This is a genomic window from Klebsiella sp. GFKo11 (assembly GCF_056490265.1).
In genome coordinates this window covers 3,620,219-3,643,312 of sequence record NZ_CM151369.1, presented here as the reverse complement: position 1 = coordinate 3,643,312, position 23,094 = coordinate 3,620,219, and the positions used below count along the sequence as shown (strand labels likewise).

26 protein-coding genes are annotated in these 23,094 nt (G+C 53.3%); 12 read left to right on the top strand and 14 right to left on the bottom strand.

Going from position 1 to position 23,094, the window contains the following annotated elements:
• Positions 1–12 precede the first annotated feature (12 nt).
• From AC07P6_RS17715 to yciH, 4 genes are all read left to right on the top strand, one after another.
• Positions 13–321, top strand: coding sequence for a LapA family protein (locus AC07P6_RS17715; protein WP_110273496.1), 309 nt, complete (start codon positions 13–15; stop codon positions 319–321).
• Positions 322–327: 6 nt separating this feature from the next.
• Positions 328–1,497 carry a lipopolysaccharide assembly protein LapB gene (lapB, locus tag AC07P6_RS17710; RefSeq protein WP_478313971.1) on the top strand — a complete coding sequence of 390 codons (1,170 nt, stop codon included), beginning with the start codon at positions 328–330 and terminating at the stop codon, positions 1,495–1,497.
• A gap of 192 nt (positions 1,498–1,689) precedes the next feature.
• A complete protein-coding gene (gene pyrF, locus AC07P6_RS17705; protein WP_478313969.1) occupies positions 1,690–2,427 on the top strand; it encodes an orotidine-5'-phosphate decarboxylase in 738 nt (245 codons plus the stop codon).
• The gene (yciH, locus tag AC07P6_RS17700) at positions 2,427–2,753 is read left to right on the top strand and encodes a stress response translation initiation inhibitor YciH (RefSeq protein WP_478313968.1); all 327 of its coding nucleotides are present in this window, start codon (positions 2,427–2,429) and stop codon (positions 2,751–2,753) included. The genes pyrF and yciH overlap by 1 nt, the downstream gene beginning before the upstream one ends.
• A 94-nt stretch (positions 2,754–2,847) precedes the next feature.
• Here the strand turns inward: yciH and osmB are convergent, their stop codons facing one another.
• The 14 genes from osmB to pspF all read right to left on the bottom strand — a co-directional run bounded on the left by osmB (position 2,848) and on the right by pspF (position 16,461).
• Complete coding sequence (gene osmB, locus AC07P6_RS17695) at positions 2,848–3,066, bottom strand: osmotically-inducible lipoprotein OsmB (protein WP_434664125.1); 219 nt, start codon at positions 3,064–3,066, stop codon at positions 2,848–2,850.
• A 278-nt stretch (positions 3,067–3,344) separates the two neighbouring features.
• On the bottom strand, positions 3,345–4,094 hold the full coding sequence (gene yciT / locus AC07P6_RS17690; RefSeq protein WP_478313966.1) for a DNA-binding transcriptional regulator YciT: 750 nt from the start codon (positions 4,092–4,094) through the stop codon (positions 3,345–3,347).
• Positions 4,095–4,168: 74 nt separating this feature from the next.
• Positions 4,169–4,351 (bottom strand): YciZ family protein, encoded by a 183-nt coding sequence (locus AC07P6_RS17685; RefSeq protein ID WP_182238156.1) that lies wholly within the window; start codon positions 4,349–4,351, stop codon positions 4,169–4,171.
• Between the two features lie 175 nt (positions 4,352–4,526).
• A complete protein-coding gene (locus AC07P6_RS17680) occupies positions 4,527–6,461 on the bottom strand; it encodes an exoribonuclease II (protein ID WP_478313964.1) in 1,935 nt (644 codons plus the stop codon).
• Positions 6,462–6,542: 81 nt separating this feature from the next.
• Positions 6,543–7,700: a carboxymuconolactone decarboxylase family protein gene (locus AC07P6_RS17675; protein WP_304258529.1), complete on the bottom strand. Its 1,158-nt coding sequence runs from the start codon at positions 7,698–7,700 to the stop codon at positions 6,543–6,545.
• A 182-nt stretch (positions 7,701–7,882) separates the two neighbouring features.
• Positions 7,883–8,671, bottom strand: coding sequence for an enoyl-ACP reductase FabI (gene fabI, locus AC07P6_RS17670; RefSeq protein WP_112216491.1), 789 nt, complete (start codon positions 8,669–8,671; stop codon positions 7,883–7,885).
• Positions 8,672–8,882: 211 nt separating this feature from the next.
• The gene (locus tag AC07P6_RS17665) at positions 8,883–9,425 is read right to left on the bottom strand and encodes a HutD/Ves family protein (RefSeq protein ID WP_112216492.1); all 543 of its coding nucleotides are present in this window, start codon (positions 9,423–9,425) and stop codon (positions 8,883–8,885) included.
• Positions 9,426–9,443: 18 nt separating this feature from the next.
• Complete coding sequence (sapF, locus tag AC07P6_RS17660) at positions 9,444–10,253, bottom strand: putrescine export ABC transporter ATP-binding protein SapF (RefSeq protein WP_110273484.1); 810 nt, start codon at positions 10,251–10,253, stop codon at positions 9,444–9,446.
• A gap of 1 nt (position 10,254) precedes the next feature.
• On the bottom strand, positions 10,255–11,247 hold the full coding sequence (sapD, locus tag AC07P6_RS17655; RefSeq protein ID WP_181482494.1) for a putrescine export ABC transporter ATP-binding protein SapD: 993 nt from the start codon (positions 11,245–11,247) through the stop codon (positions 10,255–10,257).
• The gene (gene sapC, locus AC07P6_RS17650; RefSeq protein ID WP_181482493.1) at positions 11,247–12,137 is read right to left on the bottom strand and encodes a putrescine export ABC transporter permease SapC; all 891 of its coding nucleotides are present in this window, start codon (positions 12,135–12,137) and stop codon (positions 11,247–11,249) included. Before sapC ends, sapD begins: the two co-directional genes overlap by 1 nt.
• Complete coding sequence (gene sapB / locus AC07P6_RS17645; protein WP_112216495.1) at positions 12,124–13,089, bottom strand: putrescine export ABC transporter permease SapB; 966 nt, start codon at positions 13,087–13,089, stop codon at positions 12,124–12,126. Before sapB ends, sapC begins: the two co-directional genes overlap by 14 nt.
• On the bottom strand, positions 13,086–14,729 hold the full coding sequence (gene sapA / locus AC07P6_RS17640) for an ABC transporter substrate-binding protein SapA (protein WP_434659115.1): 1,644 nt from the start codon (positions 14,727–14,729) through the stop codon (positions 13,086–13,088). Before sapA ends, sapB begins: the two co-directional genes overlap by 4 nt.
• Before the next feature lie 318 nt (positions 14,730–15,047).
• Positions 15,048–15,332 carry a hypothetical protein gene (locus tag AC07P6_RS17635; RefSeq protein ID WP_434659114.1) on the bottom strand — a complete coding sequence of 95 codons (285 nt, stop codon included), beginning with the start codon at positions 15,330–15,332 and terminating at the stop codon, positions 15,048–15,050.
• A 139-nt stretch (positions 15,333–15,471) separates the two neighbouring features.
• Entirely contained in the window at positions 15,472–16,461 is a 990-nt protein-coding gene (gene pspF / locus AC07P6_RS17630; RefSeq protein ID WP_478313962.1) for a phage shock protein operon transcriptional activator, read from the bottom strand.
• Between the two features lie 153 nt (positions 16,462–16,614).
• On the opposite strand from pspF, the gene pspA reads away from it, so the two are divergent.
• The 8 genes from pspA to AC07P6_RS17590 all read left to right on the top strand — a co-directional run bounded on the left by pspA (position 16,615) and on the right by AC07P6_RS17590 (position 23,078).
• Positions 16,615–17,283: a phage shock protein PspA gene (pspA, locus tag AC07P6_RS17625; protein WP_112216498.1), complete on the top strand. Its 669-nt coding sequence runs from the start codon at positions 16,615–16,617 to the stop codon at positions 17,281–17,283.
• A gap of 51 nt (positions 17,284–17,334) precedes the next feature.
• Positions 17,335–17,559, top strand: a complete 225-nt coding sequence (gene pspB / locus AC07P6_RS17620; RefSeq protein ID WP_110273477.1) for an envelope stress response membrane protein PspB — start codon at positions 17,335–17,337, stop codon at positions 17,557–17,559.
• Entirely contained in the window at positions 17,559–17,918 is a 360-nt protein-coding gene (gene pspC, locus AC07P6_RS17615) for an envelope stress response membrane protein PspC (RefSeq protein WP_478313961.1), read from the top strand. The genes pspB and pspC overlap by 1 nt, the downstream gene beginning before the upstream one ends.
• A gap of 18 nt (positions 17,919–17,936) precedes the next feature.
• Positions 17,937–18,167: a phage shock protein PspD gene (gene pspD, locus AC07P6_RS17610; RefSeq protein ID WP_478317036.1), complete on the top strand. Its 231-nt coding sequence runs from the start codon at positions 17,937–17,939 to the stop codon at positions 18,165–18,167.
• A gap of 164 nt (positions 18,168–18,331) precedes the next feature.
• Positions 18,332–20,041: a sugar phosphorylase gene (locus AC07P6_RS17605; RefSeq protein ID WP_478313959.1), complete on the top strand. Its 1,710-nt coding sequence runs from the start codon at positions 18,332–18,334 to the stop codon at positions 20,039–20,041.
• Between the two features lie 13 nt (positions 20,042–20,054).
• Positions 20,055–21,347 (top strand): ABC transporter substrate-binding protein, encoded by a 1,293-nt coding sequence (locus AC07P6_RS17600; RefSeq protein WP_478313958.1) that lies wholly within the window; start codon positions 20,055–20,057, stop codon positions 21,345–21,347.
• Positions 21,348–21,367: 20 nt separating this feature from the next.
• A complete protein-coding gene (locus AC07P6_RS17595; RefSeq protein ID WP_478313956.1) occupies positions 21,368–22,249 on the top strand; it encodes a carbohydrate ABC transporter permease in 882 nt (293 codons plus the stop codon).
• Positions 22,236–23,078 (top strand): carbohydrate ABC transporter permease, encoded by an 843-nt coding sequence (locus AC07P6_RS17590; protein ID WP_434659110.1) that lies wholly within the window; start codon positions 22,236–22,238, stop codon positions 23,076–23,078. Before AC07P6_RS17595 ends, AC07P6_RS17590 begins: the two co-directional genes overlap by 14 nt.
• Positions 23,079–23,094: the final 16 nt, after the last annotated feature.

The window sequence follows — 23,094 nt, the reverse complement described above, 5'->3', positions numbered from 1 at the left end:
ACGGGAAGTAATGTGAAATATTTACTCATTTTCTTACTGGTGTTAGCGATCTTTGTCATTTCAGTGACGCTGGGTGCGCAAAATGACCAGGTAGTCACATTCAATTATTTGCTCGCGCAGGGTGAATTCCGGATTTCGACACTGCTGGCCGTCCTGTTTGCTGCTGGTTTTGCTATTGGTTGGCTGATTTGCGGCCTTTTCTGGCTGCGCGTTCGCGTCTCGCTGGCGCGTGCTGAACGTAGAATCAAGCGTCTGGAACACCAGATCGCGCCAACCAGCGCTACACCTGCGCAAGCCGGTGTTCCCGCGGTGAAGGAATAATCATTTATGTTGGAGTTGTTGTTTCTGCTTTTGCCCGTTGCCGCTGCCTACGGTTGGTATATGGGGCGCAGAAGTGCACAACAGTCCAAACAGGACGATGCGAGCCGTCTGTCACGTGATTATGTGGCGGGGGGCAACTTCCTGCTGAGCAATCAGCAGGATAAAGCCGTTGATCTATTCCTCGATATGCTGAAAGAGGATACCGGTACCGTTGAAGCCCACCTGACGCTTGGTAACCTGTTCCGCTCCCGCGGCGAGGTTGACCGGGCCATTCGCATTCACCAAAGCCTGATGGAAAGCGCTTCGTTGACGTATGACCAGCGACTGCTGGCCGTACAGCAACTCGGTCGCGACTACATGGCCGCTGGTCTGTATGACCGTGCGGAAAGCATGTTTAAACAGCTGGTGGATGAAACCGATTTTCGTCTCGGCGCCTTGCAACAGCTGCTGCAAATTTATCAGGCAACCAGCGACTGGCAGTCCGCTATCGAAATGGCAGAACGTCTGGTTAAGCTGGGCAAAGATAAACATCGCGGCGAAATTGCCAATTTTTGGTGTGAGCTTGCCTTACAGCAAATGGCGGGTAACGATCTGGATAAGGCCATGACGTTGCTGAAAAAAGGTGCCGCTGCCGATCGTAATAGCGCTCGAGTTTCCATTATGATGGGCCGGGTATGGATGGAAAAGGGCGATTATGCCAAAGCGGTAGAGAGCCTGGAGCGCGTCATCGAGCAGGACAAAGAACTGGTCGGCGAAACGTTAGACATGCTGCAAACCTGTTACCAGCAGCTGGGCAAAACCGATGAGTGGGAAGCGTTTTTGCGCCGCTGCGCAGAAGAAAATACCGGGGCGACCGCTGACTTAATGCTGGCGCAAATCCTTGAACAGCGGGAAGGTATGGAGTCGGCGCAAAACTACGTCACGCGTCAGCTGGAGCGTCATCCAACGATGCGCGTGTTCCATAAGCTGATTGACTACCATATCAACGAGGCTGAAGAGGGGCGAGCGAAAGAGAGCCTGGGCGTTTTACGCCAGATGGTCGGTGAACAGGTTCGCAGTAAGCCGCGATACCGCTGCCAGAAATGTGGTTTTACCGCCCATACCCTGTACTGGCACTGTCCATCCTGTCGCTCATGGGCAACAATTAAGCCAATTCGCGGCCTTGATGGGCAGTAGATTAAAAAAAATCCGCATTTTAGTTACAACATACTAAGGTGTTTTTATTCTCCATTTCCTTTGGCATCGGAAGTAAACCCGCCTGGCAGGGCGGGAAATACAACCTGTCATTTTCGCCTTATCGCAGGTAGAATGCTGCCCGTTTACCTTTTTTGCGCCACACTGGCGCCCATCAACAATTAAGGTCCGGTCATGACGTCTACTGCTACATCTTCTTCCCGCGTTGTCACATCCTCTCCAATTGTTGTTGCTCTTGATTATGATAACCGTGATAAAGCGCTGGCATTTGTCGACCGCATCGACCCACGCGACTGCCGCCTGAAGGTTGGCAAAGAGATGTTTACGCTGTTGGGGCCGGAGTTTGTCCACTGTCTGCACCAGCGTGGTTTTGAGGTTTTTCTCGATCTGAAGTTTCACGATATTCCAAATACCACGGCGCGGGCGGTCGCTGCTGCGGCAGAACTCGGCGTCTGGATGGTCAACGTTCATGCCTCCGGCGGCGCGCGAATGATGACCGCCGCACGTGAAGCCTTGCTACCATTTGGTAATGATGCGCCGCTGCTGATCGCGGTGACCGTATTAACCAGTATGGAAGCCAGCGACCTACAGGATCTGGGCATTACGCTTTCCCCGGCCGATTATGCCGCGAAGCTGGCGGCGCTGACCCAGAACTGTGGCCTGGATGGCGTTGTTTGTTCAGCACAGGAAGCGGTGCGCTTCAAACGGGAACTAGGTCAGGCATTTAAGCTGGTGACGCCAGGCATTCGTCCGCAAGGCAGCGATGCAGGCGATCAGCGGAGGATCATGACGCCGGAACAGGCGCTGGCCGCTGGTGTTGATTATATGGTCATTGGTCGCCCGGTGACTCAGTCTGTCGATCCGGCCGCCACGCTAAGTAGTATTAATGCATCATTGAATAAGGGGGCGTGATGAGCGATTCCAACAGTCGTCTGGTGTATTCGACGGACAGCGGGCGTATCGATGAACCCAAACAGGTACAAGAGCGTGCGAAAGGTGATGGCATTGTGCGCATTCAGCGCCAGACCAGCGGTCGCAAAGGCAAAGGCGTATGCTTGATTACAGGTATCGATGAAAACGACGAGGCGCTGGCTAAGTTGGCTGCTGAACTGAAAAAGAAATGTGGCTGCGGCGGTTCAGTGAAGGATGGCGTGATTGAGATTCAGGGCGATAAGCGTGATTTACTCAAATCGCTTCTGGAAGCCAAAGGAATGAGGGTTAAGCTTGCTGGCGGTTAATCAATAAATAAGGCCGCGATAAATATCGCGGCCTTAAATTTTGCTGCTGTACTAGTCAGTTACTATATTTTTATTCTCTTTAATCCAATATATATTATTTACCAACCTGGTGGCCAATAATACCGCCGACTGCGGCGCCGCCCAACGTACCCAGGGTGCTACCGTCAGTTAACACTGCACCACCGATTGCGCCGGCACCCGCACCGATAGCGGTGTTACGATCGCGTTTAGACCAGTTAGAACAAGCGCTCAGAGACATTGCAACTGTTATTGCCAGGACCGCAGCGGCCATTTTTTTGTTCATTGAAGTCATCATAATTTTCTCCTGAATAATCTATTCACGGATACAACTTCCTATAAGCATAGCTTGTTACTCCTGCTTAAGGGGTATTCCATGAAGCTGAGTTGCGCAGGTGTTACTCTAATCACGCAGGTGATAGTCACTTCCTGTTATATCGCTAACATTAATTTTACTTTCTATAAAATTTTCAGGGAGGTAAAAAGTCTTAATTCAGGTGTCAGAAAAGTCTCAGACGAAGCATGAGCCGGGTATTTACCCGGCAGAGTGAGGTGTTGCAGTGAAATGGGGAATCAGGAGTGATTAACGATATCGACGATTAACCCGCACGCAGCCAGCCGATCGCGAACGGCATCGTTTAGGTTGTCGTCGGTAATAATGCGATTAAATCGTTCTACAGGGCCTAGCGGATAGGGGTGAACAACGCTGAACTTCGAGCTGTCGCTTAGCACAATCGCTTCACAGCCTTTTTCCAGCACCGCGTTGACGACATCGGCGCGCATCATATCCCGACCGGTAAACCCGGTTTCAGCTTGCCAGCCATCGATACCAATAAAGGCCTTGCTGAAGTGAACTTGTTGAATGAACTGCCGCGTCAGTGGGCCAACCATACTTTCGCTGCGTTTTTGGTAAATCCCCCCCAGTAGAATGACTTCTCCGGGCGTCTCTTTAAGCAGGTGAGCGATATAGCTACTGACGGTGATGATGGTGATATCGCCACGCTCGGCAAGCGTACGCGCAAGCAGGGCGTTGCAGCTGCCGTTTTCGATAAACACCGTCTCGCCGGAAGAGACAAGCGTAGCGGCTCGCGTAGCCAGCTCTCGTTTAATAGAAAAGTTGGTCATCATGCGGGTTTCCACATCTTCGCTATCCAGAGGAACAGCGAAACCATGGGTACGTCGCAGATAGCTCTGCTTTTCCAGTAAATTCAAATCCTGGCGAATAGTGACTTCAGAGACACCGGTCATCTTCGCGAGATCGGACACGCTCATACGGCCTTTATCAATGACCATTTGCAAAATACTTTGTTGTCGGGCGTTCATAGCAACATCACAGTTAAAGGGCTATTTGAGGCTGACAATCGGCGCTGAACGGCCGACCGCGGCGATAAAGGTTTTTAGATTTCCCACGGCGCTTTAGTTTGGCCGGGCTTGGCTTCCTGTTCGTCACTAGAAAGCGCCTGCAGTTCAGCTTTTAGAATTTCCAGATTATGAATGGCGGAGTGATAATCTCCGGCAACCAGGATATCCAGCACGGTATCAATACGTTGGGCGAGCAGGCGGGCATTCAGATCTGACATGGCGTAATCCTGGTTACAAATGTGAATAAAATCAATGATGCTAAAAACGGATGAAAAAGAGAAGCGAAAAAAACTCACAACCTAACTCATCTACTGTTATTAGCGGAAAACGCGCAGGAAAACAACGGGAAGGGCCAGAATGCGGCTCCGAACGGGAGCCGCACAGGGCAGTCTATCAGGCGGCAGGACGCGCAATCACGCTGCGGGTTTCCATGCGAACTTCGGCAATCGTGACGTCGATTACGTCGGTCACTTTGTAGACGACTTCACCTTTAATCTGCACGGTACCATTTTCCTGGCTGCAAACCAGTTCATCGCGAACGGCGTGCAGGAACGGAGCCGGGATAAAGGCGACAGCACCGTTATCGACCAGACGCACGCGCATTCCACCGCGGCTGACATCAATGATTTCAGCTGCAAAACGCGTATCGGTTCCGGCTTTTGGGCTCAGATAACGGGCGTATAGCCAGTCTCCGACATCGCGCTCCGCCATGCGGTTAAGACGACGGCGGTCCGCCATCTGTACCGCAACGTCATCCTGTGGACGCGCAATGGTTTCCCCTTTGATAACCGCTTTCAGCAGACGATGGTTGATCATGTCGCCGTACTTACGGATCGGAGAGGTCCAGGTCGCGTAAGCTTCGAGGCCCAGACCGAAATGAGGTCCCGGCTCGGTGCTAATTTCCGCGAACGACTGGAAGCGACGAATGCGGCTGTCGAGGAAGCCAGACGGCTGCGCGTCCAGCTCGCGACGCAGCTTGCAGAAGCCTTCGAGCGTCAGTACTTCCACCGGGTCAACGTGCACATCGTGCGTCTTCAGCAGCGCAGCCAGTTGCTCGGTGTTTGCCGGATCAAAACCGGTATGGACGTTATAGACGCCGAAACCGAGTTTATCGCGCAACACGCGGGCAGCGCAGATATTGGCGGCAATCATCGACTCTTCAACAATGCGGTTGGCGATACGACGTGGTTCGGCAACGATATCCAGCACTTCACCTTTCTCACCCAGCACAAAGCGGTAGTCCGGGCGGTCTTTAAACACCAGCGCGTGGGTTTTACGCCATTCGCTACGGCGTAGGCAGACATCCTGCAGCAGTTTGATTTGCTGAGCGATGGCATCGCTCTCTGGCTGCCAGCTGCCGTTATTTTCCAGCCAGTCGGAAACATCATCGTAAGCCAGTTTCGCTTTGGACATGATGGTGGCAGTGAAGAATTCGATATCATCTTCAATGGTACCGTCATCAGCCAGAATCATACGGCAGGCCAGAACCGGACGAACTTCGTTGGCGCGCAGGGAACACAGGTCGTCAGACAGCTCGCGCGGCAGCATTGGGATATTGAACCCCGGCAGATAGTTGGTAAAGGCACGAATTTTCGCCGCGTTGTCCAGCTTGCTGCCTTCAGCAATCCAGGCGGTCGGATCGGCGATAGCGACGGTCAGGTGCAGTTTACCGTCCGCGGCAAGCTCTGCGTACAGGGCATCGTCCATATCTTCGGTGCTGGCGCTGTCGATAGTCATGAAAGCCAGCGCGGTTAAATCGCGGCGTTCCAGACCTTCATCCAGCATTTCAGTTGCTACGCCATCCGGCGCTTCTTTTTCCAGATTGTGGCGCGCGAGGGTAACCCACCATGGTACAAAATGGTCATCGCCATAGGTGATGAACTGGGTCAGCTCGGCATAGAAGCCGCGATCGCCTTTCAGTGGATGACGGCGCATTTCAGCAACGGCCCAGTCACCCTCTTTAAAATCATGCTCAACGCCGCGAACGACCCGGCAGGGAATGGCATCTTTCAGCAGCGGATGATCAGGAACGATGGAAAGACGGTCATCTTTCTTATGAACTTTGCCGACAAAACGCGTCAGAAAAGGCTCAACCAGCTCTTCCGGCTCAGCGCTTTCGCGTTCTTTTTCAGTATTGACCACGGCAATAATACGGTCGCCGTGCATCACTTTTTTCATTTGCGGCGGCGGAATGAAATAGCTTTTCTGCGAGTCGACTTCCAGGAAGCCAAAGCCTTTTTCCGTCCCCTTAACGACCCCTTCAACGCGCGGAGTCTGGGAATGCAGTTGCTGTTTAAGCTGCGCTAGCAGCGGGTTGTCCTGAAACATAATTTCTTATTTTCGTGGCTAAAAGAGCGGCTGACATTTTTACGCGAATATGCCTGCCTCAGCAAGCGCTGTTTCAGCATTTTACGTCTGCTGACACACATTCCCGAGGGCGATTTTCAGTCGATTCATCCAACCGCACAGCCCGCACCAGGCAAGAAGGTCGATAGCCGAAGTGCGAGAGAGTCCGTATTCAATAAGGGGAGTTAGCTGGGCGGCGCTGAAGCGGTCTGGGGCTCGGGTCAAAAGCTGGACGGCCTGTAAAATGACGCGTTCCTGGGGATGTTGCTGCCCCCATGCCTGAGCGTCTGCCTCATGGCCACGCAAAGCCTCAATAAGGTCTGGCAAATCCGGACATCGTGCGACCCAAGCGTTAAAGCAGCTGGTGCTACCGTTAATGCGTGCGGTTATCAGCGCCACCTGACTGACAAACTGTTGCGCGTCGCTGAGATGTGTCAGAACTTGTTCCAGCACACTAAGAGGTGGCTCCTGTGTCGCCAGCAGCGGTGCCAGTTCGAACAAACCGGGATGCTTCTGCCAGTCAGCTAACAGCGATTGACGCTCATCATTAGCGTAGTGTAAATCTGAATCGTCCAGGCCCGGCTGCCAGTCGACATCACTCGCGGCAAAAAGCGCTTCTGGCGCATCTTCCTGCTGCGGCATGCCGGGTATCCAGCGAACCGGATAACCTAATGCGGCCTGGAATGCGGCGATAGCGCGGGCCTGAAAGCCGACAAAGCCAACAATCTGATTGATCAGAATAATATCGCGGCTGGTCAAGCCCACCTCATCCAACTGACTGCGGGATAGCGCGTTAATAACCGAAGGCGAACTGGCAAGCTGGCGAGCATATTGCGTGATCTGTGCCAGACGACGGTTGCTCTCTCGCGAAGAGTCCGGGCCGGGAAGCGGTGCCAGGCGGGCAGCATAGTGGTTACACAGGCGCTGTACGCCGTAAACCTGTGCCACGGTCAGCGCAGTACTTAGCCGGTCGTAGGCATTAAATGTTTGCAAGCGGCTCACAACCACTGTCGTCGGGAAGAAGGCATCGGCTAACTGACGGGCAGGCGCTATCCAACGCGCATGCGCCTGGAAAAGATCTTCGGGCAGAGTCAGGTCGAGTAGAAAGCGATCTTCGACATGGGCGGCTTCAGGGACGAGCGGCAATACATCCACCGGGCAGATTGTTGACTGGGTCTCATGATACCAGTGGTTTTTGCCGTTAACGCGGCGTTGCTCCATGGGGGATCCTTGTTCGGTATGTGGCAAACCACCGTTTCGCGGTTGCGCTATGCTGAACTATCCTGGCTTAACCCCGGAGCGGGAGAAAATATTGATACGTGCTAACAAATAGCGGATTGGAATAACAAAAGAAAAGTGCGGGGGAAAGCACCCTCCTCACGGACGCGAGGAGGGCAAAGAACTTATTTCAGTTCCAGCTCGTTCATTGCGGCGATGCTGAAACCACCGTCAACGTGAACGACTTCACCGGAGATGCCTGCAGACAGGTCGGAGCACAGGAATGCTGCGCTGTTACCCACGTCTTCAGTGGTGACGGTGCGGCGGATCGGAGTGACCGCTTCGCAGTGCGCCAGCATCTTACGGAAATCTTTAATGCCGGAAGCAGCCAGAGTACGAATCGGACCGGCAGAGATAGCGTTAACGCGAACGCCTTCCGGACCCATAGCGTTCGCCATGTAACGAACGTTAGCTTCGAGGGACGCTTTCGCCAGACCCATTACGTTGTAGTTCGGGATCGCGCGCTCTGCGCCCAGGTAGGACAGCGTCAGCAGGGCGGAGCCCGGGTTCAGCATACCGCGGCAGGCTTTAGCCATCGCCACAAAGCTGTAGGCGCTGATATCGTGGGCGATTTTGAAGCCTTCACGAGTGACCGCGTTAACATAATCGCCGTCCAACTGATCCGCTGGAGCGAAGCCGATAGAGTGTACGAAACCGTCGAACTTCGGCCATACTTTTTCCAGCTCGGTGAACAGAGATTCAATGCTCTCATCTTCAGCCACGTCGCACGGCAGTACGATGTTGGAACCCAGTGCCGCAGCAAATTCTTCCACACGACCTTTCAGTTTTTCGTTCTGATAGGTGAACGCCAGTTCAGCCCCTTCACGGTGCATTGCTTGCGCAATACCGTAGGCGATGGACAGTTTGCTGGCAAGGCCAGTCAACAGAATGCGCTTACCGGAAAGAAAACCCATAGCTTTAATCCTTATCGTTATTGCGTATTTTTACTTTAACAATCATTTGGTTAGCGTTGTTATTTCAAAATAACTCAAATTTAGCCGGGAATTATATCCCACTGACGACCCCTTGTGTCACGATATTTTTCTGTCGTCCCTTACGCCTTATCACGTAAGGGTTACCGTGCATACAAGAGAGTATACCCTCTGATATGACAGACATCCGTTGTTAGCGGCGTTCAATCTCGGCCAGTAAAAGCCGGGCATCCGCAGATTGCGGGAGCAGCTCTCCCGGCGACTCGCCGTGCCACCAGATCCCTGAACCGGCTGTACAGGTCTTGCCAGCCAGTTGCCAGCGACCTTGCAGCACCCAGGCGATACCTTCCGCGCCGGGCTGCTGTTGCTCTGCGACAACCGTGACCTGAGCGGCGGCGCGCGAGCGCTGAGTCATGATATTGAAATCCAGGCCGCGTCCGGAAATGCCCTCGCTGACGAGGGGCCATTCTCCGGCAAAAGCCCACGGTTGCCATAATTCAAGGCGCTGCGCGATGTTGTCGCCGTGCAGCCACAGCGGCTGCCCTTCAAGAAGGGTAATCACCCGGTCAACCTCAGGAAAGAGGGAAAACGGCCCATCGTTACTCAGGGTGGCAATACTGGCGCGCCAGATAAAAGGCGCATCAGGCGAGGGGAGGCTGACAATTTCTCGAGTTTCGCCGCCGCCGTTTTTCCACGGCGTCACGGGTAAAGAGGAAAACTGAACCGGAATAATCATCGTATTGTACGCCTCGGATTATTTGCCGTCTTTACGCCAGGCGTCGGCCGTGAGCGCCTCGCCAAAATGCCCGGCGATAAGACGTTTGGTCAGGTCATGCAGCGGCGAGGCCAGTACATCTGCGGTGCTGCCACGTTCGACCACTTCCCCCTGATGCATCACTAAAACCTGATCGCTGATATGTTTCATCATCCCCAGATGCTGGGTGACGTAGATATAGGAGATACCCTGTTTTTCCTGTAACTCCAGCATCAGATTGATTAACTGTGAACGCATCGACATATCCAGCGACGCCAGCGCCTCATCGCAAATAATCACCTTCGGGCGCAGAATTAGCGCGCGGGCCAGACCGAGGCGCTGTTTTTGCCCTGGCGCCAGCATATGCGGATAGTAACTCACATGGTCCGGCAGCAACCCGACCATACGGAGCGTTTCGATAATCTGCTTTTGTCGTGCTTCTGGCTCGAGGTCAGTATTCAGACGCAGCGGAAAATCGAGAATTTGAGAAATTCGCTGCCGTGGGTTGAGTGAAGTCGACGGGTCCTGAAAGATCATGCGAATCTGTTGGCTACGATAAGAGTAATCGCCGAATTCCAGCTGATGGTCATCAATCAGCAGTTCGCCGGTGCTGGGCTCGACCATTCCGGCAAGCATTTTCGCCAGCGTTGATTTCCCTGAGCCGTTCTCGCCAATAATGGCCAGGGTCTGGCGTTCACGCAGGGTAAAGCTCAGCGGCTTGACCGCGTCCACGGTTTGTCGATGAAACCAGCCGGTACGGTAGCGAAAGGTCTTACTCAGATTGCGCACTTCAAGCAATGTTTCGACCATTTCACTCTTTCTCCATGTTCAGCGGGAAATGACAGGCGTAGAGATGGTTACGCACGCCCACCAGCCGGGGCGTTTCGATGCATTCACGCTGGGCATAGGGGCAACGCGGGCCGAGGCGGCAGCCGATCGGTAACTGTTCAAGCAATGGGATCGCCCCGGGCATGGTGTTGAGCCTGCTCTTATGCGGCAAGGCGCTACCGAAATCCGGGATTGCGCGAATCAGCGCCTGGGTATACGGGTGATGGGGGATGGTCACCAGCTCTTCGCTGGGAGCGCTCTCTACCGTCTGCCCGCAGTACATGACGTTAATTTTGTCCGCCCATTTACTCAGCATCTGCATATCGTGGCTGATCAGCAAAATGGTGGTGTTGTTGTTCTGATTGAGCCGCGTCAGCAGGCGGATGATTTGCGCCTGGGTCGTCGGTTCCATGGCGTTGGTTGGCTCATCGGCGATCAGCAACCGCGGCTGGTTTGCCAGCGCGATAGCAATCATCACCTTCTGGCACTCGCCGTCAGTGAGTTCGTAGGGAAAGCTGCGCATGGCGTCTTTATGATCTTTAATCCCCACGCGGTGTAACAGCTCGATGACGCGACGTTTACGCCAGCCCAGGCGTTGCCACCAGCGACCTTTAAAGGTCCAGCCGGGGATATTTTGCTTTAACTGCTGGCCGATACGTTCGGAAGGATCAAGACAGGATTGCGGCTCCTGAAAAATCATCGATACGTTGTGGCCCACCAGCTTGCGGCGTTCACGGTTCGAGAGGCGCAGCAGGTCGATATCATCGAAGCGCATACGGTCAGCGGTCACCCGCCAGTTATCTTTGGTGACGCCACAAATCGCTTTGGCGATTAAGCTTTTTCCCGACCCAGATTCTCCGACCAGCCCGCGAATTTCGCCCTCTGCCAGGGTCAGGCTGACGCGATCGACGGCTTTGACCCAGCCTTCGTTGGTCTTGAACTCGATGGTTAAATTACGGATATCAAGTAACGGCATTATTCCACCCCGGCGATGATTGCGCGGCGGATCCCGTCGCCCAGCAGGTTAACCAGCAGGACGCTTAGCATGATTGCCGCCCCCGGCAGCATCACCGTCCACGGCGCGACGTAAATCAACTCCAGCGCGTCGCCGAGCATTGCTCCCCATTCCGGAGAGGGGAGCTGAGCGCCGAGGTCGAGGAAGCCCAGCGCAGCGATATCCAGAATGGCCATCGACAGCGCGCGGGTAATCTCAGTGACCAGGCCGGAGGTAATATTCGGTAGCACCGCAAACCATAAAATGTTCAGCGTCGACGCGCCGTCGAGGCGGGCGGCGATGACGTACTCTTTTTCCAGCTCGTCATGCACCATGCTGTAAACCGAACGTACCATACGCGGCAGCAGCGCCAGCCAGACGGCGAACATGGCGTGGCTGAGGTGCGGCCCGGCAAAGGCGACGACGATAATTGCCAACAGCAGGGATGGGATCGACAGCAGAGTGTCGAGGATATGGTTCATGATGGCTGAGCGCAGGCCATGGGTAGAGCCAGCAATCACGCCCAGCACCAGACCCAGCAGGGTTGCGCCAAGGGTCACCACAAACGCGCCGCCTACCGTTGGTGCCGCCCCGCTTAGCAGCCGGCTGAGGACGTCACGGCCAAGATCGTCCGTGCCGAGGAAGAATGAGACTTCGCCGTAGCGCGACCACGACGGCGGCAATAGCTGATAGCCAAGAAATTGCTGGTCAATACCGTACGGGGCGAACCAACTGCCGAAAACGCATAACAGCACTAACGCCGCGCAGCCGTACAGACCCACCATCGCGGTCGTATCGCCATAAAATTTTCGCCATACGGTGCGCAGCGCGCCGGGCGGGCGCTTCTCCAGATAAACGCTATCGTAGGGCATACCATTCCTTATGTTTCAGTGGGTTAGCCATAGCACCCAAAATATCGGATATCACGTTCACAATGATCACTAGCGCGCCAATGACCATCACCCCCGCCGAAATCGCCGCGTAATCCTGTTGACGAATGGCGTTGATCAGCCAGCGGCCAAGACCCGGCCAGCTAAAGACCATTTCGGTAATCATCGCCAGCGTCAGCATGGTGGAAAACTGTAATCCCAGACGCGGGATCACTGGCGGCAGGGCGTTGTGCAGCACGTGACGGTGCAAAATGGTGCGCCGTGAAACGCCGCGAGTCGCTGCGGCTTTGACATAGTTCGTGTCGTAGACTTCGCTGGTGCTGATACGCATCAGGCGGATCACTTCGGTAGTCGGCGCCACCGCCAGGGTGAGCACTGGCAGCACCATATGACGCGCGGCGCTGACGATCATTTCATGACGCCACGGCGAATCAGAAAGCCAGGCGTCAATCAGCGCAAAACCGGTGACTGTTTTGACTTCATACAGCAGGTCGAAGCGCCCTGATACCGGGAACCAGCCTAACGTCAGAGAGAAGAACAGGGTCAGCAGCAGCGCCAGCCAGAAGACCGGAATAGAAAAGCCCATCAGCGCCAGGGCGCTAATCAGGGTGTCCGGCCATTTATTACGCATAATCCCTGCCAGCATACCGACGGGAATGCCGACTAACAGCGCGAAGCCGAAGGCGAGGATGCACAGCTCCATGGTGGCCGGGAAAACCTCTTTGAGCTGCTCGGAGATCAGTTGACCGTTGATGCTGGAGACGCCGAAATCCCAGTGCAGTACTCCTTCAAACCAGAACAACCAGGCGTTCCACAGCGAAGCGCCCTGTAGCGGGGCGTGCGGCGTGAAATAGCTCAGACTAAAGCCGACGAAGGTCAGCAGAAAGAGCGTAATCAGCAGCAGCAGGAAGCGGCGCAGGGTAAAAATAATCATGGTTTTTTCACCTCGTCTTCTTTCTCGCGCGAGACGCCCGCAAAGGAAGCATTGCCAAACGGGCTCAGTACCAGGCCTCTCATATCGTAACGGTAAGCCTGTAAACGCAGCGAAGAAGCCAACGGCAGTACTGGCAGTTCGTTGGCGAGAATATGCTGCGCCTCTTTATAGGCTTCAATACGCGATGCCAGCTGCTGCGAGGTCAGCGCTTTTTGCAGCACTTCATCGAACTCGCGGTTACACCAGTGAGCGTAGTTGGTTTGCGAGGTAATCGCCGCACAGCTCAGCAGCGGGCGGAAAAAACTGTCCGGATCGTTGCTGTCCGTTGCCCAGCCAGAGAGCGTCAGATCGTGGTTCATATCCATCAATCTTGCCTCCTGGAAGCGACCTTCAACCGGCACGATAATCACCTTTACGCCGATCTGCGCCATATCCGCCTGAATAAGCTCGGCGGTTTTCAGCGGGCTGGGGTTCCAGGCTTGCGAACTGGTTGGCACCCACAGTTTGAGGGTTAGCTTTTCCAGCCCCAGCGCTTTCAGTTGGGCGCGCGCTTTCGCTGGATTGTATTCGGTAATCTTGGCGTCATTATCGTAGGCCCAGGAGGCGCGTGGCAGCATCGACGCTGCGGTTTCTGCCGTGCCGTAGTAGATCGATTGCATCAGACGCTGGTTATTAATCGCCAGCGCCAGCGCATGACGCACTTCCGGGTTATCGAGCGGTGGTTTCGCAGTGTTAAACGCCAGCCAGGCGATATTCATCCCTGGACGCAGGGTCAAACGCAGTCGCGGATCGTCACGCAAAATTGAGAGCTGGCTGGCGGCGGGCCAGGCCAGCACGTCGCACTCGCCGGTGAGCAATTTCGACAGGCGACCTGTCCCGCCGGAACCGAGATCGACGACAACCTGCGGCATCAACGGCATGCCGCGCCAGTAGGCTGAATGGCGCTGTAGCCGGATGTACTGGCCACTACGATACTCTTCCAACTGGAACGGACCGGTGCCGACCGGCTGGCGGTCAATCAGCTCCTGACGATCGCCCTGCGCCAGCTTCGCGGCATATTCCGCCGACATGACCGAGGCGTAGTGGGTTGCCAGGTGCCAAAGGAACGAGGCGTCCGGGCGTTTCAGGCGAAATTCGACGGTCTGGTTATCCAGCTTACGCACGCTTTCAACGCTGTCGGCGAACTGCAGGCTGTCGAAATAAGGGAAGCTGCTACCGTTGACGTTATGCCATGGATGGTCGCGGTTAAAAATGCGTCCGAAGGTGAAAATAACGTCGTCGGCATTGAAGTTGCGGGTGGGTTTGAACCAGGCGGTGGTCTGGAATGGCACGTTGTTGCGCAGATGGAAACGGTAGGTCGCGCCGTTATCCAGTACCTCCCAGCTTTCCGCCAACTCAGGCACCAGACGGTAAGTATAAGGGTCGACATCAAGCAGGCGGTCGTAGAGTTGGGCGGCCAGCGTGTCGACAATCAGTCCGCTGCTGACCTTTTGCGGATTAAAAGTATTGACCTGACCGCTGACGCAATAAACAAAGCCGCTATCACGGATATCGGCGTGAGCAGGCAGCGCTGGCGCGGCAAAGGCCTGTCCGCACAGCATAGAGACGGCTGCCAGGAGAGATGACAATTTCAGGCGCATAGTATCTTTTTGATTATAGAGCAAGGCTCTATCTTATTAATATTAAATAACATTTACCACCACCTTAATTGCTTATGGAGATAATGTAAGCGATGGTTGCGTTGGTTATTTGGCCAACTAATTCAAATTTAAACCGCTTATTAACTTCGAGTATACCTCTTAAATCACCCTGCGTTTGGCGTCAGGCGAGCGAAGGTATTATGAAAAGAGATTCATATGTCCCACGGGGCGCGGGCACCCTGATTTTTGCCACATGGTATCTTTTTATTAGCGGTTTCTCCAGTTAGCCGTGTTTCCACCGCTGCTGGGCAGGGAGGGCTACAGCGGAAGGAGTTGGTTATATCGCGCGATATAATCTTTGGGGGTAATTTCAAACTCATCACCATCGTGATGGGTGGCAACATAGGTTCGCAGTACCAGACCACTTTTTTTCTGCGTAATTTCCCAGCCTTGCTGGCGATAGGAATCCTCGGTTGAACGGATGCACAGGTCTGAAAAGATCATCATGACCGACAGCGCAGGGGCCTTATGGCCTTTCATTGTATGGATTAAGCTGACGTGCGCGGCATAGCGGCTAAGCGTCGAGGAATTAACCGGAATCATCTGTATTTTCAGTCCGTTGAATGGTCATGGCGCAGATGATAATTCACATTGAAGTATCTTGCTAGTTACAAATAATTAACCATTAATTCATCGGTAATTTAGTGACGGCGTCACTTATTTTTCTAATCCTGCGTTCGGTTCAGAGCTGGTGCTTCTTAAGCAACGCCCGTAGCTGGTGGTAGGTGAGACCGAGCAATTCCGCTGCCTGTTTCTGATTGTATTTTGCCTGCTCCAGGCTCATCTCCAGCAGGCTCTTTTCTTGCTGGTGCTGGAAGCTACGCAAATCGAGCGGCAGCGCAGGCCCGGCGTTATTTTTTTCTGCGACGACCGGTGAGGTTTGCCGTTGGTGAAAGGGATTAATGATGATGTTATCCAGCTCGCTGTCGCTGTTGCCATGGCGGTAGACCGAGCGCTCAACCACGTTTTTCAATTCGCGAATATTTCCGGGCCAGCGGTAGTTTTGCAGCGTTTCCGTCGCCCGCTCGCTAAAGCCGGGAAATAGCGGAAGCCCGAGCTCGCGGCACATCTGGATAGCAAACTGCCTGGCGAGCAGCATGATATCGCTGTGCCGCTCGCGCAGCGGCGGCAGTTGCACCACATCGAAGGCCAGCCTGTCGAGAAGGTCGGCGCGAAACAGCCCTTCTTCTACCATTAGCGGCAGGTCGGCATTGGTTGCGCACACCAGGCGAACGTTAACCTGCAGCGGCTGGCTGCCGCCAACGCGCTCCAGCTCGCCATATTCAATCACCCGCAGCAGTTTTTCCTGCACCAGCATCGGCGCGGTTGCCAGTTCATCAAGAAACAGGGTACCGCCATCAGCACGTTCAAAACGCCCCGGATGGCGCTTGCTGGCGCCGGTAAACGCCCCGGCCTCGTGGCCGAACAGCTCGGAGTCGAGCAGATTTTCATTGAGCGCGGCGCAATTCAGCGAGATAAACGGCCCCTGCCAGCGGGAAGAGAGGAAGTGCAGGCGGCTGGCGATAAGCTCTTTACCGGTACCGCGCTCGCCAATCACCAGCACTGGTTTATCCAGCGGTGCCAGCCGTGAGACCTGCTCCAGCACCTCAAGAAAGCTGTTGGCTTCGCCGAGCAGGTTGTCCTTGTATTCCGCCATGATGAATTTCGCCATTTAGTAGTGTGATTCACCAAATCACTTTAGCAATCCACTGCGCAGATAACAACCTCATCTTTTAAAATCAATGAGATAAAAAGTTGGCACGCCATTTGTATTAATAATTGCACAGGCCGATGCCTGACACCAAGAACTATGAGGATTGAAATTATGGGTATTTTTTCTCGTTTTGCCGACATCGTGAATGCCAACATCAACTCCCTGCTGGAGAAAGCGGAAGACCCGCAGAAGCTGGTTCGACTGATGATTCAGGAGATGGAGGACACGCTGGTTGAGGTCCGTTCGACCTCGGCGCGCGCGCTGGCTGAAAAGAAACAGCTGAGTCGTCGTATTGAGCAGGCCGTCGCCCAGCAGGGTGAATGGCAGGACAAAGCTGAACTGGCGTTACGTAAAGAGAAAGACGACCTGGCTCGCGCTGCGCTTATCGAAAAACAGAAGCTGACCGATCTTATTGGTAGCCTTGAACATGAAGCGCAACTGGTTGATGAAACCCTGACGCGGATGAAAAAAGAGATCGGCGAGCTGGAAAACAAATTGAGCGAAACCCGCGCACGTCAGCAGGCGTTGATGCTGCGTCATCAGGCTGCCAACTCTTCCCGCGACGTTCGTCGTCAGCTGGATAGCGGCAAGATTGATGAGGCAATGGCGCGTTTTGAATCGTTTGAACGCCGCATCGATCATATGGAAGCCGAAGCGGAAAGCCATCGTTTTGGCAAAGACAAATCGCTGGATCAGCAGTTCGCCGACCTGAAAGCGGACGATGAAATCAGCGAGCAGCTGGCGGCGCTGAAAGCCAAAATGAATCAAAATAACCAGTAATCTTTTTTGGGCGGCACCGAGATGTGCCGCTGCCACCTGCAAGGAGTCGACATGAGCATGCTTTTTCTCGCCATCCCTTTGACGTTGTTTGTGCTGTTTGTTTTGCCGGTCTGGCTCTGGCTGCACTACAACAATCGCACCGCCAGCGGCAGCTTATCGCAGAACGAACAGCAGCGTCTGTTGCAACTGACCGATGACGCGAAGCGGATGCGCGAGCGTATTCAGGCGCTGGAAGCCATTCTTGATGCTGAGCATCCGAACTGGAGAGACCAATAATGGGCGGACTGGATTTGAGTAAAAAACTGTGGCGCATTCCGCAGCGCGGCATGGTGAAAGGGGTTTGCGCCGGTATTGCGGAGTATCTGGACGTCCCGGTGAAGCTGGTGCGCCTGATTACCGTGCTGGCAATGATTTTTGGCCTGTTCCTGTTTGTGGTCGTGGCCTACATTATTCTCTCATTCGCGTTGGATCCGATGCCGGAAAGCGAACTGAATGGTGAAAAAATGCAGAGCAGTGGAGAACTGTTGGCTGCCGCAGATAAGGAACTGGCGGCGGGGGAGCGTCGTTTACGTGAAATGGAACGTTACGTCACCTCCGATACCTTTTCGCTGCGCAGTCGTTTTCGCCAGCTGTAACTGAACGTGAGGTTAATGATGAACATGAAATGGCAGCAGGCAGGGCAAAAAGTGAAACCAGGTCTGAAATTCGCGGGCAAGCTGGTTCTGCTGACCGCGCTGCGTTATGGCCCGGCCGGCGTTGCTGGCTGGGCGGTTAAATCCGTCGCCCGTCGGCCGCTAAAAATGCTGCTGGCGGTGCTTCTGGAGCCGATATTGAGCCGCGCCGCAGCCAGGTTTTCCAAACGCTATACTAATCATCATGGTTAACCACAGAATCGTATAATTCATGTAACACTCAGGCTACAAACGACTTGTTTATTTGCGGCAGCTCACAAATACGATTTTTGGGGCTGCTAAAATCCTTTTTTGTCCCCCCGTGAACCCTCCCATCTGATTGACAGCTTATTTTTCCTGGAGTAGTCTCCTTTTTCGTGGGACCGCTACCATGGAAAATTAAAGTGAACACAGAAATCCAAAAAATCCTGACAGAAGTTTATGGGGAAACATTTTTAGAGCATCATTCACAGGCTCTAAGTGAGCGTATTAATAAATCACGATTATTAATAAAAAAACAGCGCAAGCAGGGTTGGGATGAAGGAGATGTCGTACTTATTACGTACGCCGATCAATTCCGCAGTCAGGAGAAAAAACCGCTCCCGACTTTCAATCAGTTTTATGCAAAATGGTTAGAATCTATTTTTTCTCATGTCCATCTTTTGCCTTTTTATCCCTGGTCATCAGATGATGGATTCTCAGTGATTGATTATCACCAGGTTGCCAGTGAAACGGGTGAATGGTGCGATATAAATGTACTGAGCCAACGTAGCCGATTAATGTTTGATTTTGTTTGTAATCATATGTCGGCCAAAAGTGAATGGTTTAAAAACTATTTACAGCAAGCTCCTGGGTTTGAAGATTTCTTTATTGACGTTGCTCCTGAGACCGATCTCAGTGCGGTAACCCGTCCGCGAGCGCTGCCGCTGTTGACGCCTTTTATTATGCAGGATAATTCGGTTCGTCATCTCTGGACGACCTTCAGCGAAGACCAGGTCGATCTGAACTACCGCAGTCCTGAAGTGCTGCTGGCCATGGTTGATGTGCTGCTGGCCTATCTTGAACAGGGGGCCGATTATATCCGACTGGACGCGGTTGGGTTTATGTGGAAAGAGCCGGGTACCACCTGTATCCACCTGGATAAAACGCACCAGTTAATCAAGTTATTAAGGGCTATCTCCGATGAAGTGGCTCCGGGTACGATTATCATCACCGAAACCAATGTTCCGCACAAAGACAACATCTCTTATTTGGGCAATGGCCATGACGAAGCTCATATGGTCTATCAGTTTTCGCTGCCTCCGTTAGTATTGCACGCCGTGCAGCGGCAGGATGTGCGAGTACTGTGCGACTGGGCGCAGTCATTAATCTTGCCATCGAATAAAACGACCTGGTTTAACTTTCTCGCCTCACATGATGGCATTGGGTTGAACCCGCTTCGCGGCCTGCTGCCGGAAGAGGAAATCGTGCAACTGGTTGAGTCGTTGCAGCAAGAGGGGGCGTTGGTTAACTGGAAAAATAACCCGGACGGCACGCGCAGCCCCTATGAAATCAACGTCACCTATATAGATGCGCTTAGTGGCCGTAACAGCAGCGACGATGAGCGCATTGCCCGCTTTACTCTTGCGCACGCGATCTTATTAAGCTTTCCCGGTGTACCTGCGATTTATATTCAAAGCATATTGGGTTCGCGTAATGATTATGACGGTGTAGAACAACTGGGATATAATCGTGCTATCAATCGCAAGAAATATTTTATCGAAGAAATTGAAACTGAAATAAAAAACGACGAGACATTGCGCCATGCTATTTATCATAAGCTATCGCACCTTGTTATGCTTCGTCGAAATAATAAAGCCTTTCATCCTGATAGCCACTTTGCCATCAATTATCTTTCGCCTTGCGTCATGCAAATTATTCGTGAGGCAGATACCGGTGAATCCATCGTGGCATTGTTTAACGTCAGCGATAGCAAACAGGGTGTAAATATAGATCAGATAAATGGACTCGATCTGATAGGTGGTGAAAATATAACGGATAAGCATGTCATGTTGTCTCCGTGGCAGGTTATGTGGATTAAAAAATAAAAAGGAATATCTAATGCTTAATTCAAAGATTGTGCTGATATCAGCACTGGTTTCCTGCGCCCTGATTTCCGGGTGTAAAGATGAAGATAAATCCAACGTCTCCATCGAATTTATGCATTCCTCTGTGGAACAGGAACGTCAGGCGGTTATTACAAAACTGATTGAACGTTTCGAAAAAGAAAACCCTGGCATCACGGTGAAGCAGGTTCCGGTGGAAGAGGATGCCTACAACACCAAGGTCATCACGCTGGCGCGAAGCGGTTCATTACCTGAGGTGATCGAGACCAGCCACGACTACGCCAAGGTAATGGATAAAGAGCAGCTTATTGACCGCAATGCGGTGAAAGACGTTATCCAGAAAGTGGGGGAAGATGCGTTCTACGACGGCGTGCTGCGTATTGTTCGCACTGAAGATGGTAGTGCATGGACGGGCGTACCGGTCAGCGCCTGGATTGGCGGTATCTGGTATCGCAAAGATGTGCTGGCTAAGGCCGGGCTTGAAGAGCCGAAAAACTGGCAGCAACTGCTGACGGTGGCGCAAAAACTTAACGATCCGAGCAATAAAAAATATGGCATCGCATTACCCACCGCTGAGAGCGTCCTGACCGAGCAGTCCTTCTCGCAATTTGCGTTATCGAACCAGGCCAACGTTTTTAATGCCGAGGGCAAGATCACCCTTGATACGCCGGAAATGACTCAGGCGCTGGGATATTACCGCTCGCTGGCCGAGAACACGATGCCGGGTTCTAACGACATTATGGAAGTGAAAGACGCCTTTATGAACGGCACCGCGCCGATGGCTATCTACTCCACTTATATTCTGCCTGCGGTCATTAAAGAGGGCGATCCGAAGAACGTTGGCTTTGTGGTCCCGACGGAAAAAAATTCGGCGGTTTACGGCATGCTGACTTCGCTCACCATCACCAATGGGCAGAAAACAGAAGAGACGGAAGCGGCTGAAAAATTTGTCACCTTTATGGAACAGGCCGACAACATTGCCGACTGGGTGCTGATGTCACCGGGGGCGGCGCTGCCGGTTAACAAGGCAGTCGTGAATACGCCAGCCTGGAAAGAAAACGATGTCATTAAGGCGCTGGGGGAATTGCCAGCCCAACTCATTGCTGAGCTGCCCAATATTCAGGTGTTTGGCGCGGTAGGGGACAAGAATTTTACCCGTATGGGCGATGTGACGGGTTCAGGCGTGGTTAGCAAGATGGTTCATGACGTCACGGTAGGTAAAGCCGACCTCTCTGCGACGATCAATGGCAGCCAGAAAAAACTCGATGAACTTGTTGAACAGCGTTAATGCGGAAGTGGAATGGTGTGATGAATAGGTTATTTTCTGGTCGTTCCGATATGCCATTCGCCATGCTGCTGTTGGCTCCCAGCTTGTTGCTGCTGGGAGGCCTGGTGGCCTGGCCGATGATCTCGAATATCGAAATCAGCTTTTTGCGTTTGCCGCTTAATCCGAGCATCGATTCCACGTTTGTCGGGCTGAGCAACTATATTCGCATTCTCTCCGATCCTGGATTCTGGCACTCGCTGTGGATGACGGTCTGGTATACCGCGCTGGTCGTGGCCGGTAGTACGGTGCTGGGGTTGGGCGTGGCGATGTTCTTTAACCGCGAATTTCGCCTGCGCAAAACGGCGCGCTCGCTGGTGATTCTCTCCTACGTGACGCCTTCCATTTCGCTGGTGTTTGCCTGGAAGTACATGTTCAACAACGGCTACGGCATTGTGAACTACCTCGGCGTGGATCTGCTTCATCTCTACGATCAGGCACCGCTGTGGTTCGATAATCCGGGCAGCAGTTTTGCTCTGGTGGTGCTGTTCGCCATCTGGCGCTACTTCCCTTATGCCTTTATCTCATTTCTGGCGATTTTACAGACCATCGATAAATCGCTGTATGAGGCGGCGGAGATGGACGGCGCGAATGCCTGGCAGCGGTTTCGTATTGTCACGCTGCCCGCGATCATGCCGGTGCTGGCCACCGTGGTCACGCTGCGCACCATCTGGATGTTCTATATGTTCGCCGACGTTTATCTGCTGACGACTAAAGTCGATATTCTCGGGGTGTATCTCTACAAAACAGCGTTTGCATTTAACGACTTAGGCAAAGCGGCGGCCATTTCCGTGGTCCTCTTCGTCATCATTTTCGCTGTTATCCTGCTGACCAGAAAACGGGTGAACCTCAATGGCAACAAATAAGCGCACGCTCGGCCGTATCGGCTTTTACTGCGGGTTAATTGTCTTTTTGGTCATCACGCTGTTTCCGTTTTTTGTGATGCTGATGACCTCGTTTAAGAGCGCCAAAGAGGCGATCTCCCTGCATCCAACGTTATTACCGCAGCACTGGACGCTGGAGCATTACGTCGACATTTTTAACCCGCTGATTTTTCCGTTTGTTGATTACTTTCGTAACAGCATGGTGGTGTCAGTCGTTTCATCCGTGGTGGCCGTGTTTCTGGGCATTCTCGGGGCATATGCGCTCTCACGCCTGCGCTTCAAGGGGCGGATGACCATCAACGCCAGTTTTTACACGGTCTATATGTTCTCGGGCATTTTGCTGGTGGTGCCGCTGTTCAAGATCATCACTGCGCTGGGAATTTACGACACCGAAATGGCGCTCATCATCACCATGGTGACGCAGACGCTGCCGACGGCGGTGTTTATGCTGAAGAGCTATTTCGACACCATCCCGGATGAGATTGAAGAGGCGGCAATGATGGATGGCCTTAACCGACTGCAAATCATTTTCCGCATTACCGTGCCGTTGGCGATGTCGGGGCTGGTATCGGTCTTCGTCTACTGCTTTATGGTGGCCTGGAACGACTATCTGTTCGCCTCGATTTTCCTTTCCAGCGCCAGCAATTTCACACTCCCGGTTGGCCTGAATGCGCTGTTCAGCACGCCTGACTATATCTGGGGACGCATGATGGCCGCATCGCTGGTAACCGCGCTACCGGTGGTCATTATGTACGCACTTTCTGAACGTTTTATTAAAAGTGGTTTGACCGCTGGCGGCGTGAAGGGCTAAAGCGGCCGATTTTAAT